The 17,772-nt window shown below is 34.4% G+C and carries 12 protein-coding genes; 9 read left to right on the top strand and 3 right to left on the bottom strand.

Annotated elements, in window-relative coordinates:
- Nucleotides 1-480 precede the first annotated feature (480 nt).
- Entirely contained in the window at nt 481-1,977 is a 1,497-nt protein-coding gene (locus B0A68_RS16990; protein ID WP_035686259.1) for an MFS transporter, read from the top strand.
- 10 nt (nt 1,978-1,987) lie between these two features.
- A complete protein-coding gene (locus B0A68_RS16985) occupies nt 1,988-2,215 on the top strand; it encodes a DUF6814 family protein (RefSeq protein ID WP_035686262.1) in 228 nt (75 codons plus the stop codon).
- A 91-nt stretch (nt 2,216-2,306) separates the two neighbouring features.
- On the opposite strand, the gene B0A68_RS16980 is transcribed toward B0A68_RS16985, so the two are convergent.
- Genes B0A68_RS16980 through B0A68_RS16970 form a run of 3 tightly spaced genes read right to left on the bottom strand, consistent with a single transcriptional unit; the run spans nt 2,307 to nt 7,781 of the window.
- Complete coding sequence (locus B0A68_RS16980) at nt 2,307-3,122, bottom strand: SusE domain-containing protein (RefSeq protein WP_051892689.1); 816 nt, start codon at nt 3,120-3,122, stop codon at nt 2,307-2,309.
- Between the two features lie 17 nt (nt 3,123-3,139).
- Nucleotides 3,140-4,768, bottom strand: coding sequence for a RagB/SusD family nutrient uptake outer membrane protein (locus B0A68_RS16975; RefSeq protein WP_035688310.1), 1,629 nt, complete (start codon nt 4,766-4,768; stop codon nt 3,140-3,142).
- Nucleotides 4,769-4,805: 37 nt separating this feature from the next.
- Entirely contained in the window at nt 4,806-7,781 is a 2,976-nt protein-coding gene (locus B0A68_RS16970) for a SusC/RagA family TonB-linked outer membrane protein (protein ID WP_035686265.1), read from the bottom strand.
- A 235-nt stretch (nt 7,782-8,016) separates the two neighbouring features.
- On the opposite strand from B0A68_RS16970, the gene B0A68_RS16965 reads away from it, so the two are divergent.
- The 7 genes from B0A68_RS16965 to B0A68_RS16935 all read left to right on the top strand — a co-directional run bounded on the left by B0A68_RS16965 (nt 8,017) and on the right by B0A68_RS16935 (nt 17,770).
- Nucleotides 8,017-9,048 (top strand): LacI family DNA-binding transcriptional regulator, encoded by a 1,032-nt coding sequence (locus B0A68_RS16965; protein ID WP_035686268.1) that lies wholly within the window; start codon nt 8,017-8,019, stop codon nt 9,046-9,048.
- Between the two features lie 176 nt (nt 9,049-9,224).
- Nucleotides 9,225-10,580 carry an MFS transporter gene (locus B0A68_RS16960; protein ID WP_035686270.1) on the top strand — a complete coding sequence of 452 codons (1,356 nt, stop codon included), beginning with the start codon at nt 9,225-9,227 and terminating at the stop codon, nt 10,578-10,580.
- 13 nt (nt 10,581-10,593) lie between these two features.
- Nucleotides 10,594-11,250 (top strand): beta-phosphoglucomutase, encoded by a 657-nt coding sequence (pgmB, locus tag B0A68_RS16955; protein WP_035686271.1) that lies wholly within the window; start codon nt 10,594-10,596, stop codon nt 11,248-11,250.
- 194 nt (nt 11,251-11,444) lie between these two features.
- Nucleotides 11,445-13,748, top strand: coding sequence for a glycoside hydrolase family 65 protein (locus tag B0A68_RS16950; protein WP_035686272.1), 2,304 nt, complete (start codon nt 11,445-11,447; stop codon nt 13,746-13,748).
- A 225-nt stretch (nt 13,749-13,973) separates the two neighbouring features.
- Entirely contained in the window at nt 13,974-16,088 is a 2,115-nt protein-coding gene (locus tag B0A68_RS16945; RefSeq protein ID WP_035686274.1) for a glycoside hydrolase family 97 protein, read from the top strand.
- Between the two features lie 122 nt (nt 16,089-16,210).
- Nucleotides 16,211-16,906, top strand: a complete 696-nt coding sequence (locus B0A68_RS16940) for a carboxylesterase family protein (protein ID WP_051892691.1) — start codon at nt 16,211-16,213, stop codon at nt 16,904-16,906.
- A gap of 39 nt (nt 16,907-16,945) precedes the next feature.
- A complete protein-coding gene (locus B0A68_RS16935; protein WP_035686278.1) occupies nt 16,946-17,770 on the top strand; it encodes a hypothetical protein in 825 nt (274 codons plus the stop codon).
- The last annotated feature ends 2 nt before the right edge of the window (nt 17,771-17,772 follow it).

Genomic DNA, 17,772 nt, shown 5'->3' with positions numbered 1-17,772 from the left:
AGTGGGTTTTTTGTTTTTAATACTTTCCTGAAAAATTTTACTACAAAGAGAAAAAACCTTGAAGCTATAAAAGAATGAATTTAACCGCAAAGTGCACTAAGATTTTTTATCGGAGTGGTTTAAAAAAAAGTTCACAAAGCTTTGTGTGGATCTTGCTTTGCATTCTTTGCTTTTTAAATGCGTAAAGTAAAATTAAACCTTAGCGTACTTTGCGTTTAAAATTAATATAAAATTCCACAGGTTTTTGTTTTGATCCGAGATTAAATCTGAAGTTGCAAATATTTACATAACGTTAGTAAAGCTTTGCGCAACTTTTCTTTTTTTCTTTGTGTACTTTGCGGTTAAAAAAGTCGATCAAGTGTAAAGTCAACAATTAATTTGTTTTTGTTAAAAAAGTATCAACTAAATAAAAAAATATCTTATATATTCGTAAAATGATACTTTACGATTTTATTTATTGTTAAAAACACAGATCGCTTTATGAGTAAGACTTCAACTAAAGGAATTTGGAAAGTTATTTCAGCCTCCTCTATGGGCACAATGATTGAATGGTATGACTTCTATATTTTTGGAAGTTTAGCTGTTGTAATTTCAACTAAATTTTTTCCCAGTGATAATCCTACAGCAGCATTTTTATCTACATTGGCAACCTTTGCTGCCGGATTTGTAGTTCGGCCTTTTGGAGCTTTATTTTTTGGGAGATTGGGTGATATCATAGGCCGTAAGTATACTTTTATGGCTACTTTATTATTAATGGGCGGTTCTACTTTTTTAATTGGATGTATTCCGAGTTATGAAACCATTGGTTTTCTAGCCCCATTATTAGTTCTGATTCTGCGTTTATTACAAGGTCTCGCACTGGGCGGAGAATATGGCGGTGCGGCGACTTATGTTGCAGAGCATGCACCTGTAGGACAAAAAGGCTATTGGACTTCCTGGATTCAGACTACTGCTACTGTTGGTCTTTTTATTTCTTTGATGGTGATTCTGGCTACCAAAAATGTACTTTCCAGCGAAGATTTTGATTCTTGGGGATGGCGTGTTCCGTTTTGGGTTTCGATCGTGATGGTCGGCGTATCCTATTTGATCAGAAAAAACATGGATGAATCTCCTGTATTTGCCAAAGCGAAAAAAGAAGGCACTACAAGCACAAATCCGTTAAAAGAAAGTTTTGGAAACCGATATAATTTAAAATTTGTATTACTGGCTTTATTTGGCGCTACAATGGGACAAGGTGTCGTTTGGTACACCGGACAGTTTTACGCCATGAGTTTTATGAAAACCGTAATGAATATTGATTCTTCGCAGGTTGACAGTCTGCTGGGAATTGCGCTGTTATTGGGAACACCTTTTTTTATTGTTTTTGGATGGCTGAGTGACAAAGTAGGCCGTAAATATATTATGATGACCGGAATGCTGCTTGCGATCTTATTCTACAGGCCTATTTACAAAATGATGTACAATACAACAGACATAAGTTACAAAACTGAGATTGTAGAAAAGACATCACAAAACATCGAAAAAAAGAAAAACAGCGACATAATAACTACAATTTCAAAAACCTATACTGACGGAACTACATACATCGAAAAGAAAACAGATTTTTCCAGCAAAAAAGAATCTCAAAAAAATATTATAATCAGCATCAACTCTGGAGACGAATGGACGTTGATTTTCTTGGTTTTCATTCAGGTGCTATTTGTGACTATGGTATATGGTCCAATTGCAGCATTTTTGGTAGAAATGTTTCCGACCAAAATCAGATACACTTCAATGTCTCTTCCTTATCATGTAGGAAATGGAATTTTTGGAGGTTTACTTCCGGCTATATCCACTTATTTTGTTACACATGCCAAAGAATCTGGAAAATCTGAATTTTATCTCGAAGGATTGTGGTATCCCATTATTATAGCTTCGATATGCTTTGTAATTGGAATGATTTATATTGACAACAAAAATAAAACTACTCACCTGTAAACTATAAAATATGAATACGATTAAACAAATTTTAGGCGTTTTATGGATTATACTTGCGGTGGCCGCTGCATATTTCTGTGTATTCGAATTTGGTTTACCCAAACTGCTTTCTGACCAGCAAGACGATTTGGTATTTGGTATTATTATTCTTTTTATTCTAACACCGCTCATTGTTTTGGGCTTAGGTACTTTTGGTTATTTTGCCGTTATTGGAGAATATAACCATAAAAAGAAATAAGTAAAAACAACAAATAAAAAGGACTGTCTATTTTTCAATAGAACAGCCCTTTTGCGTTATCAACCAGAAACCAAATCTGTAAGATTAAAAATTAATCTACTGTTATCTTTTTTGCAACATTATCAATTTTAAAAACTCTAGATCCTGTTGGTCCTGTATATTTAAAATTATTGTCGCCATCACCTGCATTTACTAACTCTGAGTCAATAGTATATCCGTTGTCTACATAATATTTGAAATTATTACTTGTACCCCAGTTGCCTCCGCTTGTAAAGTCATTTTTTAAGAACTCTCTAAAACCTTCTCCGCTTTTTAGAACAATAGTAACCTGATAGATATTGGTCTGCCCTACTACCAAAGGAAATTCTGTTTCAGCATCTCCATCCCAAGACCATCCTCCTGGCGTAGCAGCACCAACTAACCGATGAGAACTAGCCAGCGGTATATGATAAGGAGTCGCTTTGATAGTAAAACTATTAGAATATTGAGGAAGCCCTACAGCTCCAACAACAGATTTAATACGGATGTCTACATTGTTTACTTCTTTCTCAACAAAACCTCCATTAACTAATGCAGAATTTAATTCTTCTACGGTCAATTCTCTAGAGACTGCAGTTGTAGTAGCTACAGTGATCGGAGCAGCAAAATTAGTTCCAGCTTTTGCAACTTGAATAGTATAATTAACAATGGTTTGAGTTCCAGTATAGGTTGCTTTGTTCCATGTTACTTTTGCAGCAATATTTTTCTCCGTTTCTTTAGAAAGCACAATACTAAAATTAGATTGCGGTGTTAATAATACCGGAGCAGTTCCTGCATCAATAACAGGTCTGTTATCTACATCATCAGCGTTACATGAAACTGCCAATACACCAATAAATGCGATTAAAATTTTATATATATTTTTCATTTTAATATATTAAGATGTTAGTATCCTGGATTTTGCTTCAATGTTGGATTTGCCTGAATGTTTCTTGCAGGAATAGGCATTAAGTCTCTGTATGATTCTGTAGCATTACCATTTACAGAACCGCCTTTCCACTGCCAAATTTTAGAACTACCAGTAAATTTTCCAAAACGAATCAAATCAGTTCTTCTGTGACATTCCCAAAATAACTCTCTTCCTCTTTCATCCAAGATAAAATCAAGTGTCAACTCAGGAAGTGTAATTGCTTGTGCATTTGCTCTGCTTCTGATTTGGTTGATATAACCTAAAGCTGTCGTAATGTTTCCTGTAGTTGCTCCTCTAAGAGTTGCTTCAGCATACATTAAATAAGCATCTGTTAACCTAAACATTGGAAAATCAATATCCGGAATATCATTTCTTTGAGCAGCCGAACCGTCTGAATTTTTGTTAATGTATTTTGTTACAGCATAACCATCTGTAAAAGTTGCAACATTATTAATATCTTTTGATTGACCAGCTGTATAAAATGTTCCTCTTTTGTCTGCAGTTGCAGTTTCGTCAGGAAAAAGATTCACAAACTCTCTTCGAGTTCTAATTCCCTGCCATCCACCGTCCATTCCTCTAGACGCTGCATCCATACTGCCTCCAATAGAAGCATGCATAATAAAACTCATTCCTCCACCTGTAGCTCTAATTGCATTACCATCTCCAACAATTGGAAAAATAACTTCAGATTGTGCACCATTTCTATTATTGTCTGCAGAGAATAAGTAACGGTAAGGAACATTTGCAAAAGTATATCCTGAACTGGTAATGATTTCATTACACAATGAAGCAGCTTCATTATTTCTGTCTGTACCTGTATATACTTTAGCATTTAAATAAATTTGCGCCAATAAAAATTTAGCCGCCGTTTTATCAACTCTGCCGTATTCATTTGCTCTAGAAGCTACTAAGCTATTGTCTAAGTCCTTCAATTCAGATTCAACAAAAGCAAAAACTTCTGCTCTTGATTTTTGTACCGGATAAAAGAATCCTACTGGATCATTTTCTGTTGTAATTGGCACGTTTCCAAATAAATCCATTAAATTATAATAAGAGAAAGCTCTTAAAAAACGAGCCTCAGCTCTAAATGCAGCGATCTCTGTTCTCAAATTAGCATCAACACCTCTTTCTGTTAATTTTTCATCTGTAGTTTGTCTTAAAAATTCATTGGCTACACTAATATGATAAAATGCTCTTGAGAATGTTCCTTCTAAAAACTCATTAGCCGGAGCCCAAGTTTGAGCATTTATTGTTGGCAAAGTACCATCTGCCCAAGCAATAATAGCCTCGTCTGTAGAAAATTCCTGTGTTACAAAAAGTAATCTTAAGTAACTGCTAAAGTCACCTCCAAGTCCTGCAATATCCGGATTTCTACCAGGAATAGCAGCATCTCCATCACCATCATTACCTCCAACATACAAACCTGCGTATAGTTTAGCCAATACTTGTTTGTACGATGCGGGATCTTTAAAAAAGGTCTCTGATAAAAATTCATCATCATCCTTTGGCGTCACGTTTAAATCGTCCGTACACGAGGTAAGCGTCATACTTAATCCTAAAACGAATAGGAAAAAATAAGATATATATTTAAATGATATTTTCATTTTGTTTGTTTTTAAATTTTTGATTTTCAGTCTACTATTAGAAATTCGCATTTACTCCGAACAAGAATGTTCTTGCTCTTGGATAAACATTATTATCAATTCCGTTGAATTTCTCAGGATCTAAACCATTGTATTTAGTTAGAATAAAAACATTCTGAACTCCTGCTGTAAATCTCAAAGAAGCAGCTTTAATAATTGTTTTATCAAAAGTATATCCAAGAGTAACATTATCTAATTTTATAAAAGAAGCATCTTTTACAAAATAATCAGACAAATAGCGTGAAGTTCCGTTATCTTCAAAAGTAAAACCAGTGTTATAGTAATCTGAACTTACGTTAGACAAATCGGTTTGTCTTCTTAATCCAGCATCAGAATAACCCAAATTAGAACTTACATTGTCAAAAATATGATTTCCTACACTTGCTCTCCAGTTCATTGTAAAATCAAACTTTTTGTAGTTTAAAGTAGAAAACAAACCAAAAGTGTAATCTGGCGCTGCTTTACCAGCTCTGTAACGGTCGCCTGCATCAATTTTTCCGTCTCCGTTTCTATCAGCATAAGCTCCTGCAATTGGTCTTTTGTTAGCATCATATAATTGCTCGTATACAAAAAATGAATTTGGTGCAAATCCTACTGAGTTGATAAGGATTTTATTTCCATTTCCACCAGCTATATTATCTCCCGTTAAATAACCCTGAAAACCTGGAACTGTAATTCCTAATTCAGAAATATTTTGATCGATATATGTAGTATTAAAAGCTACATTCCAAGTCAAATTATCCGTTTTAACAATATCAGATGCAATACTAAACTCAACCCCTTTAGTTCTTACACTACCAATATTAAAGAAACCTTGATTTCTAATATTTGCACCATCAGGAACTGCAATATCTGCTAATAAATCTGTAGATTTTTTATCAAAATAGTTGATCGATCCTGTAATTCTATCGTTGAAGAATCCGTAATCAATACCAACGTTAGCCTCTGCCAATTCTTCCCATTTAATATTTTCATTATATCCTTCTGGTCGCGCTGTTGAATAAACAGTGTTGCCAAAAACGTACTGAGAGTTAATTGTTCCCAAAGTTACTCTTCGCAAATAATCATATTGAGCAGAAATATCCTGCTGACCTGTAGTTCCGTATCCAACTCTTAATTTTAAAGTTGAAAAAGTCGCATTATCTTTTAAGAAAGCTTCTTCAGATAAATTCCATGCAAAAGCACCACCGGCAAAATTCCCCCATCTGTTATCTTCAGAAAAACGAGAAGTTCCGTCTCTTCTGTAATTTAAAGTTAATAAATACCTGCTGTCGTACCCTAAATTCAAACGTCCGAAGAACGATTGTAAGTTAACATCCGGCTCAGTAGTAACATCTTCATTAGGATTAGGCTGTCTAGTCTCTCCTGATTGGTATTTTTCTCTTTGAAACAATTGGTAGTTGTAACCAGCAGTTGCATCAATTTTAATTTTACCTAAATCTTTAATATAATTAAAATAGGCATTTAAATTTTTATTCTGAAGTGCATCTGTGTAGCTTGAATAGTTTCCTAAGTTTACATAATCTGGTCCATTAAATGGTTTTGGCTGATATCCTAAAGCACTTTGTGTACTTACTTCAGTATAGCCGCTACTGTCAAATCTGTCGATACCAGCTTCTACAACAGCTCTTAAATCTTCAAAGAAATGAAGTTTGTAATCTAATCTAACATTCCCCCATTTTCTTGTAGAAGTTGCTCTTCTGTCATCTTGATTCAATCTTGCAACAGGATTTCTGGCCGGTAATAACGGTAAGTTTCCAGTTGGCTCCAGCCATTCAAAATATCCTCCATAACGAGAACCAGCCTGATAAACCGGCTGCGTAGGATCAAATCCTATAGCGCTTCCAATAATAGCTCCCTCGTCTTGAAATTGGTTTTTACCAAAAGATAAATTTCCGCTGATATCAATTTTTAAGTGATTATCAAATAAAACCGGATTTAGCGATATCGATGTCGTAGTTCTTTCAAAAGAAGTGTTTCTTAGGATTCCAGGATTATCAACATTTCCAACAGATAAACGAACTGGTAATTTATTAAATAAAGAGCCACTTACAGAGATATTATTGTTTGTTGTTAAAGCGGTATGAAAGATTTCGTCTTGCCAGTTTGTATTTGCATTCCCCAACAAAGCCTGCTGAGCCGGAGTACCTTTTGTGTTAACCAATTCACGAAATTGATCTGCACTCATTACATCCACAGTATTTGCTACAGTATTGACACCAACTTGAGAACTAAAATTAACTTTTATTCCGCCTTTTGCTCCTTTTTTAGTAGTAATAACAATTACACCATTTGCAGCTCTGGATCCGTAGATTGCAGCAGCAGAAGCATCTTTAAGAACAGTAAAAGATTCGATATCATTAGGATCAATTGTAGATAAAATACTTGTAGATCCTTCTGGTTTAGTATTACTCAAAGGCAGTCCGTCTAAAATAATTAACGGCTCATTTGAAGCATTTAAAGAAGATCCTCCACGAATTCTGATATCTGCTTTTGCTCCAGGAGCTCCTCCTCCAGTTACATTAACACCAGAAATACGACCACTGATCAAACTCTCTGGAGTAACGTTAATACCTTTGTTAAATTCTTTTGCCGAAATTTGAGATACAGAACCTGTTGCATCTTTTTTCTTAACAGTACCATAACCTACCTGTACCACAACTTCTTTAAGCTGATTGGTATCTTCTTCTAAGGAAACGTTTAACGATTTTTGTCCTGTATAGTCGATAGTTTCTGTTTTGTAGCCAATAAAAGAGACTACAATTTTATTGCCAGCTTTAACATTTGATAGTTGAAAATTTCCATCAAATCCGGTAGATGACCCACCTGGAGCACCTTGTACACTTATATTTACACCCGGTATTGGCTGTCCTGTTGCTTTATCAAGAACAGTTCCTGTTACAGTACTTTGAGCTAGTACAGTAAACGGCAACAATAGGAATAAAAATAACAACTTTTTGTAAATTGTTTTCATACTTTTTGTTTAAATTAGTTTGAGTTTGTGATTGTTAGTTAAGTTTTTAATTTTACTTCGAATTTCAAAATTATGAATTTATTAACGTGATCAACCAATCACAATTTTTAATGAGTTACGAAAACGTGATAGTGTTGAAAACTTTCTATTTTTTGTAATCTTTTCACTCAAAAATTATCAATTATAAAAATTTAAGATACCTTTATTATTAATTAGATTTATTTCAATTTAAATCATGAAACGCAAAATCACCCTAAAACAGATTGCAAAAGAACTTGATGTATCGATTTCAACTGTCTCAAAATCACTTAGAAACAGTCTGGAAATTGGAGAAGAAACACGCCTAAAAGTGCAGGCTTTTGCAAAGTTTTACAACTATAAACCCAACAACATTGCCCTTAGTTTAAAAAATCGAAAAACCAAGAGTATTGGTATTATCATTCCGGAAATTGTACATTATTTTTTCTCCACTGTAATCAACGGAATTGAGCAGGTTGCCAATGAAAATGGCTATAGCGTTGTTATTTGTTTATCTGATGATTCTTTTGATAAAGAAGTCCTGAATATGGAGATGTTAGCCAACGGAAGTATCGATGGTTTTATCATGTCTCTTTCTAAAGAAACCCAATACAAAGGTGATTTCCACCACATTACAGAAGTTATTAATCAAGGAATGCCGGTTGTCATGTTCGATCGTGTAACCAATGATATTTTATGCGATAAAGTAATTATTGATGACAAAGCCGCAGCCTATGAAGCCGTTCAAAGTTTGATTGATAATGGAAGAAAAAAAATCGCGTTAGTAACCACTGTCGATTATGTAAGCGTTGGAAAACTAAGAACCGATGGCTACGAAAAAGCTTTATTAGACAACGGATTACCTTTCAACGAAGATTTAATTATTAAAATTGAAGATGTAGATACCTGCGAAATCACGATCAGTCAGCTTTTACACGATCGTGCATTTGACGCTGTTTTTGCTGTAAATGAACTTTTTGCAGTAACTATTATCAAAACAGCCAGCAAAATGGGACTTAAAGTTCCCGAAGATTTAGCTGTAATTGCTTTTACAGATGGAATCATCTCAAAATATTCCACTCCAAGCATTACAACAGTAAGCCAAAGCGGCGAAAAAATGGGAAATAAAGCAGCTAAAATGCTTATCGAACGACTCGAAGCCGGACACGATGACGAAGAAGAAGAAAATGAAAACTATACTACCGAAGTGATAGAAACACATCTTATAAAAAGAGAATCAACCGATTAATTTTCTTAAAATCAACATATTCTAAAGCCATAAATAATATTTGTGGCTTTTTTGTTAGCATATATCTAAAATTAATTTATACTTTTACGGCCGTCAAAGCTTTTACTTTTACTTCGAAAAAAACAGTAAGTTTTGATAAGCAAAGCGCTTATCGTATAATTTTTCAAATTACGATAATGGAAAAGCGTAAATTAAGTTTCTGGGAAATTTGGAACATGAGTTTCGGTTTCTTAGGAATACAAATGGGATTCGCACTTCAGAATGCAAATGCCAGCAGAATTCTTCAAATTTTTGGTGCCGACGTACATGAACTTTCGTGGTTCTGGATTATTGCTCCCCTTATGGGATTAATAGTGCAACCCATTATTGGTCATTACAGCGACAATACCTGGGGGAGATTCGGCAGACGAAAACCTTTCTTTCTTGTAGGTGCGATTTTAGCTTCAGTAGGATTAATTTTAATGCCGCAAGCTAATATCTTCATTTCTGTTTTACCTGCCTTATGGGTTGGAGCCGGAATGTTAATGATCATGGACGCGTCTTTCAATATTGCCATGGAGCCATTTCGCGCTCTAGTAGGTGACAATTTAAGAACTGATCAGCGTACAGCAGGTTTCAGTATTCAGACTTCATTAATTGGTTTTGGAGCCGTAATTGGTTCGGCATTGCCATACGTTTTAACCAAGTATTTTCATGTTTCAAACAGCACAGTTCCGGGAAGTGTCCCATTAAATCTGACTTTATCCTTTATTATTGGAGCAGCAGTTTTAATAGGATCAATTTTAGTAACGCTGTTTACAACAAAAGAATATTCTCCTGAAGAATTAGCCAATTTTGAAGATCCACAAAGTGAAGTCGATGTTCCTTCTGATGAAAAGTCAAAACTTACAGACATTTTTACCGATTTTGCAAAAATGCCAGCCACAATGCGTCAGCTTAGCTGGGTGCAGTTTTTTTCCTGGTTTGGATTATTCGGAATGTGGGTTTTTACAACACCAGCAATTGCACATCATATTTACGGTTTACCATTAAACGATACTTCAAGCCAGCAATATCAAGATGCCGGAGACTGGGTCGGAATTCTATTTGGAGTTTACAATTTAGTTTCTGCCATTATTGCACTGTTCTTTTTGCCTTATATCGCTAAAAAAATCGGAAGAAAATCAACTCACGCAGTCTCATTAATTATTGGAGGAATTGGTTTAATTTCTATTTATTTTATGCCAAATGAAGACTGGGTTGTATTACCAATGGTTTTAATTGGAGTTGCCTGGGCAAGTATCTTAGCTATGCCTTATGCAATTCTTGCAGGATCAATTGCTCCTAAAAAGATGGGAGTTTACATGGGGATTTTCAACTTCTTTGTTGTTATTCCACAGATTGTAAATGCACTTATTGGAGGTCCAATTGTAAAATACCTTTACAACGGCGATGCTATTTACGCCTTAATTACAAGCGGAGTAAGTTTCTTAATTGCCGCTCTTTTGGTTTACAAAGTAAAAGATGTAGACGACACTATTCAAAAATCATAAGAAGAATTCAATTATAATGAAAAAAGCATTCATATTCGACCTTGACGGAGTAATTGTTGACACTGCTAAATACCATTTTTTGGCTTGGCAGAAAATCGCTCAATCTTTAAACATAAATTTTACACACGAAAATAACGAGCTTCTTAAAGGCGTGAGCCGCGTTCGTTCGTTGGATATTATACTTGAATTAGGAAATGTTCAGGCTTCGCAGGAAGACAAAGACAAATGGTTAATTCAAAAAAACGAAGATTACTTATCTTATTTAGTTGACATGGATGAAAGTGAGATTCTTCCAGGAGTTTTTAAAATTCTAAAACTATTAAAAGATAAAAATCAAGGAATTGCATTAGGCTCTGCCAGTAAAAATGCAAGGCCAATTTTAGAGAAAACAGGAATCATTTCGTATTTCGATGTTATTGTAGACGGAAACGACGTTACCAATGCAAAACCAGATCCTGAAGTATTCTTAAAAGCGGCTCAATTATTAAATATTGATCCTAAAAATTCAATTGTATTTGAAGATTCCGTTGCCGGAATTCAGGCAGCAAACATAGGAGAAATGGTAAGTGTGGGAATTGGTGAGGAAACAATTTTACATGAAGCTGATTATATTTTTAAAGATTTTACCCAAATCGAAACAAGCTTTATTAACGATTTAATTAGTCAATGAGAAAATTTGATAATTAGATAATTTCTAAAATGAGAATTATCTAATTATCAAATCGACAAATTATTTCACCTTAAAAAAACGTAGAACAACCAAGCAATTCAAAAGGTAAAGAAAAGCGCCAAAAAATAATTATCTAATTATCAAATTGACACATTTTCTAATTCCAAAAATTGCCATATTATCTAATTTAAAAGATGAACCAAGATTATATAAAACCAGACAATTGGTCTATTATCGAAGAAGGATTTGATGCGGAGAGAGTAAAATCATCTGAAAGTCTTTTTAGTATCGGGAACGGCGCTATGGGACAACGCGCCAATTTTGAAGAAAAATATTCTGCTGAAACTTTTCAGGGAAGTTATATTGCCGGAATTTATTATCCGGACAAAACAAAAGTGGGCTGGTGGAAAAACGGTTATCCGAAATATTTTGCCAAAGTGTTAAACGCTCCAAACTGGATTGGAATTGACATCGAAATCAATGAAGAAAATCTTGATTTAAATACCTGTACAGAAGTTAGAAACTTCCGCAGAGAATTGAATATGAAAGAAGGATGGTACAATCGTTCTTTTGAAGCAACTCTAAAAAACGGAACTGAAATTGCCGTAAACGTTCGTCGTTTTCTTTCATTAGATTTAGACGAAGCCGGAATCATTAAATATGAAATTACGCCTCTAAACAAAGATGCAAAAATTGTTTACAAACCTTATGTAGATGCCGGAGTTACCAATGAAGATGCCAACTGGGATGAAAAATTCTGGGAACCGCTTGAAGTAAAAAAAGGTACAAACGAAGCTTTTGTAACCGCGCAGACTTTTAAAACGCATTTTAAAGTTACGACTTTCATGCACAATACGATTTTAGCAAACGGAGAAAATATTCATGTTTCGCCCTCTACAATCGATTCAACGACAGATAAAGTTCAGTATACTTACGGAACTATAATTGCAAAAGGACAAACCTCAGCAATTCAGAAAATTGGGGGTTACACGGTTTCTTTGAACCACGAAAACACTTTGGCTGGAGCCGAAAAAGTAATAAAATCGGCAGTAAATTCAGGATACGATGCACTTCTTCAAAATCAAATTGATGCTTGGGCAAAAATCTGGGAAATGTCAGATATTACTATTGACGGCGATGTAAAAGCACAACAAGGAATTCGTTTCAATATTTTTCAATTAAATCAAACTTATTTAGGAAAAGATTCTCGTTTGAACATTGGTCCAAAAGGTTTCACCGGAGAAAAATACGGCGGATCAACATATTGGGATACTGAAGCGTATTGCATTCCGTTTTATATGGCAACAAAAGATCAGCAGGTTGCCAGAAATTTATTGACTTACAGATTCAATCAATTGGATAAAGCGATTGAAAATGCCAAAGACAATTTGGGTTTCAAAAACGGCGCAGCTTTGTACCCAATGGTAACCATGAACGGTGAAGAATGTCACAACGAATGGGAAATCACACACGAAGAAATTCATAGAAATGGAGCTATTGCTTTTGCGATTTACAACTATTACCGTTATACCGGAGATTACTCCTACATTCCAGAAAAAGGTTTAGAAGTTTTAATCGGAATTGCTCGTTTTTGGCATCAAAGAGCTTCTTTTTCTAAAGAAAAAAATCAATACGTTATTCTTGGAGTTACGGGTCCAAACGAATACGAAAACAACATCAACAATAATTTCTACACCAATTATATTGCAAAATGGTGTATCGATTTTGCATCAGAACAAATTGCTAAAGTCGCTTTAGAATATCCTTCGGATCACAAACGCATTTTAGAGAAAGTTACGCTTTCTGCGAATGAAATTCAGGAATGGAAAAAAGTGGCTGATAATATGTATTTTCCAACTTCAAAAGAATTGGGCATTTATCTTCAACAAGACGGATTTTTAGACAAAGATTTAGTTCCTGTAAAAGATTTAGATCGTTCACAACGACCAATTAACCAAAAATGGTCTTGGGATCGCGTCTTACGTTCGCCATACATCAAACAAGCCGATGTTTTACAATGTTTCTATTTCTTCGAAGATCATTTTTCGAAAGAAGAATTAGAACGTAATTTCGATTTTTATGAATCATTTACGGTTCATGAAAGTTCACTTTCGCCTTGCGTGCACTCGATTCAGGCTGCAGTTTTAGATAAAATGGATATGGCATATACTTTTTATTTAAGAACATCGCGTCTGGATTTGGATGATTATAATAAAGAAGTCGAAGAAGGCTGCCACATTACCTCAATGGCGGGAACCTGGATGAGTATTGTAGAAGGTTTTGGCGGAATGAGAGTAAAAAATAATCAATTACATTTTTCTCCAAAAATTCCAAAAGAATGGAAAGGGTATTCGTTTAAAATCAATTTCAGAAACCAAATTCTAAAAGTTGATGTAAATCACAACGAAACCACTTTTACTGTAGACGGCGATCAAGATTTAACAATTATCGTAAATGGAAATTCTGAAATTGCAAGTAAATTTGTACAAATAAATTAATACATAAATTAGGGGGTAATTAGCAAAAAACATAAACACATAGAAACATATATTTAGAGTACTCTAAAAAGGCGTTTCACTTATTTAAAATAAACATATTTGGCTATGTGTAAAGAAACTAGTTTTTTTTTTTGCATTCTTTTTACACATTTAAAACTATGTTTCTATGTGTTAAAAATGATTACGTCTACCAATACGTTACTATAAACTTAAAATCTAAAAAACATGAAAAACTTATTTTTCGCAAGTTTAATTTTGTTCGCTGTCAGCACAATTGCAGAAGCGCAGCAGTTAAAATCGCCTGAAGGAAAGTTCGTAATGGAATTTTCGCTTCAAAATGACGGAACTCCAACTTACAATTTAAAATATAAAAATAAAGAGGTCGTAAAAAACAGTAAATTAGGTCTTGAACTTAAAGACGACAAAAAATCTTTATTGAATGATTTTACGGTTGTGGATACCAAAACTTCGACTTTTGATGAAACCTGGAAACCGGTTTGGGGAGAAGTTGACCACATTAGAAATCATTATAATGAATTGGCTGTAACTTTAAACCAAAAAGGAACTGATAGACAAATCATTATCCGTTTCCGTTTGTTCGAAGACGGACTTGGATTTAGATATGAATTTCCAACTCAAAAAAACCTGACGTATTTCACTATTAAAGAAGAAAGATCGCAATTTGCCATGACTGGAGATCATACCGCTTTCTGGATTCCGGGAGATTATGATACTCAGGAATACGATTACACTAAATCGAAATTATCTGAAATTAGAGGTTTATCTGAAAAAGCATATACGGCAAACGTTTCTCAAAAGAACTTTTCTCCAACAGGAGTTCAGACTTCTTTGATGTTGAAAACGAATGATGGAATTTACATCAATTTACACGAAGCTGCTTTGATCAACTATTCTTGCATGCACTTGAATTTAGATGATAAAAACATGACTTTCACTTCTTGGTTAACGCCAGATGCAAAAGGAGATAAAGGTTATATGCAAGCACCAAGTCATTCGCCTTGGAGAACTATTATGGTAAGCGACGACGCGAGAGAAATCTTGGCTTCAAAAATGACTTATAACTTAAACGATCCATCAAAAATTGAAAATACTTCTTGGATTAAACCTGTAAAATATATTGGTGTTTGGTGGGAAATGATTACAGGAAAAAGTTCTTGGTCGTACACAAATGATTTTCCAACGGTACAATTGGGAGTTTCTGATTTCTCAAAAGCAAAACCAAACGGCACACACGGAGCAAACAATGCTAACGTAAAAAAATACATTGATTTTGCTGCTGCAAATGGTTTCGACGCTGTTCTAGTTGAAGGTTGGAACGAAGGCTGGGAAGACTGGTTTGGACACTCAAAAGATTATGTTTTTGATTTCGTAACGCCTTACCCTGATTTTGATGTGAAAGGACTCCACGAATATGCAAAATCTAAAGGTGTAAAGATCATTATGCACCATGAAACTTCTGGTTCTGTTCGCAACTACGAGCGTCACATGGACAAAGCGTACCAGTTCATGAAAGACAACGGATACGATGCTGTAAAAAGCGGTTATGTTGGAGATATTTTGCCTCGCGGCGAAAATCATTACAACCAATGGATTGTAAACCATTATCAATATGCTATTGAAAAAGCGGCTGATTATAAAATTATGGTAAATGCTCATGAAGCCGTTCGTCCAACAGGAATTGCAAGAACGTATCCTAACTTAATTGGAAACGAAGCAGCAAGAGGAACAGAGTACCAGGCTTTTGGAGGTTCTAAACCAAATCACGTTACCGTTTTACCATTTACACGTTTAATTGGCGGCCCAATGGATTACACTCCGGGAATCTTCGAAATGGATATCAGCAAAATGAATCCAGATAATAAATCGCATGTAAACAGTACATTGGCAAACCAATTAGCATTGTATGTTACAATGTATAGTCCGCTACAAATGGCGGCTGATACTCCAGAGAATTATAACCGTTTTCCAGATGCATTTCAATTTATTAAAGATGTAGCTGTAGACTGGTCTGAAAGTAAATATATTGAAGCTGAACCAGGAGGTTTTATTACTGTTGCCCGTAAAGCAAAAGGAACAAACAACTGGTTCGTTGGCAACGTAAATGGAGACAATTCTCGTACTTCAAACATTGATTTCAGTTTCCTTGAAAAAGGAAAAAAATACACAGCAACAATTTACGCTGATGCAAAAGATGCGCACTACAAAACAAATCCGCAGGCTTACACGATCAAGAAAATTGCTGTAACTAATAAATCAAAATTATCGCAGTTATCTGCTCCGGGCGGAGGATACGCAATAAGTATTATTGAAACCAAATAACACCCTAAAAGACAAGTAATCCTCCCCAAGATTGCTTGTCTTTTTTTAAATTGCAAAAGCTTACCCTAACAGGTTTCAAAAACCTGTTAGGTATAATATAATCCTGCTTAAATCCAATTTAAATGAATTACAAATCAAGCTTTTTAATTATTTTAATAGCACTTTTGGGCATAAACAGCTATTCCCAGAAAAAAGCTGCCGCAAAATATGATTACCTATTGTATCTGCCAAAAGACTATGCAAAAGAAACTAAGAATTATCCGCTTGTAATTTATCTACATGGAGGAGGTCAAAAAGGCACTGATTTAAATAAACTTAAGGCTTATGGTTTACCTTATTTAGTAGAAAAAGGAAAAAATTTTGATTTTATAATCGCTTCTCCCCAATGTCCTGATAATAAATACTGGTCGACTGAAAACTGGTTTGAAACTTTATATGCTGATTTATCATCAAAATATAGAATAGATACAAGCAGAATTTACATCACAGGCGTTAGTATGGGCGGTTATGGCGCATATATTACAGCTTTGGATTTTCCCGACAAATTTGCTGCAGTTGCAGCGCTTTGCGGTGGAATTAACGACAGTGATACAACCAGAATCTGTAATCTTAGTAAAATTCCTATTTGGGCTTTTCATGGAACAGCAGATGATAAAATTTCAATTGCAGAAACCGAAAGAATCGCAAAAGGTCTGGAATCGTGTGAAACCAAAAACAATTTCAAATTTACCCGATTAGAAAATGAAGGCCACGGAATTGAATATTTATATGAGACGAAACCTGAAATATATAAATGGATGCTCAAACAGAAGAAATAATCTAATACAAAATAATTTTCTTAATCAAATTAATATAAAATGAAAAACATTACAGGTTTTTTTTTAAGTCTTTTATTGGTTTCCTGCCATCAGAAAAATGAAACGATTGTAAAAAAGAATATTGAACATGCAAAAGCAGATACGTTAGATAAAATTGATATTGATAAAACGCTCTTTTCTGTTTATGATTTATCCAAAACAACAACCGCAATTGTAGTGAATCTGGACGATTCTAATACCAATAATGGACCTAAGTTTGATGAAATTTTTAATCAGGTTAATGCAAAAGATTCTTTATACAATGTTTTATACCAAGACACTACTAAAGTCCAGAATTTTGAATATTATGATACTTTAGGAAGTTTCAAACTTATAAGAAATAAAACACTAGAACGAGAGATTAAAAAGATCGTCGATAAGAGTTATTACGTTTATGGAACAAAAGGTTTTTCGAAAGTTACCATAAATGAAGTTGTATGTGGACTTGATGAATGCCGGACAAATTTTATTGCTTTTCCAATCGAAAATTTTGACACCGCTAAAAACGGAAAACCTGTTTTTTGTTCTAAACAATTACTGAAAATAAATTACCAGAAAAGCTATTTTGATGTTCAGAAAAAAGTACTTGATTATGAGGAAATACTAACTAAAGATTACGACTATAAAGATGATATTAAAACTAAAATATTTGCCAATATTGGAGATGCTTATGTTGCCTATAAAGATGATTTTATGTGGGGAAAAGATTCTAAAAAAAGCAAATGTAATTTCGCCGGAAGAGCTATATATATTGTAAAAAAGGACAAACCAATAAAAAAATTCTGGGCAGATGGTTTAGATTTATTTGGAATTCCCTGCGACTAAAA

The organism is Flavobacterium reichenbachii, from assembly GCF_002217435.1.
In the GTDB taxonomy this organism is placed as follows: Bacteria; Bacteroidota; Bacteroidia; order Flavobacteriales; family Flavobacteriaceae; genus Flavobacterium; species Flavobacterium reichenbachii.
The sequence above is the reverse complement of the archived record's forward strand: the minus strand, read 5'-3'. Positions and strand labels throughout refer to the sequence as shown.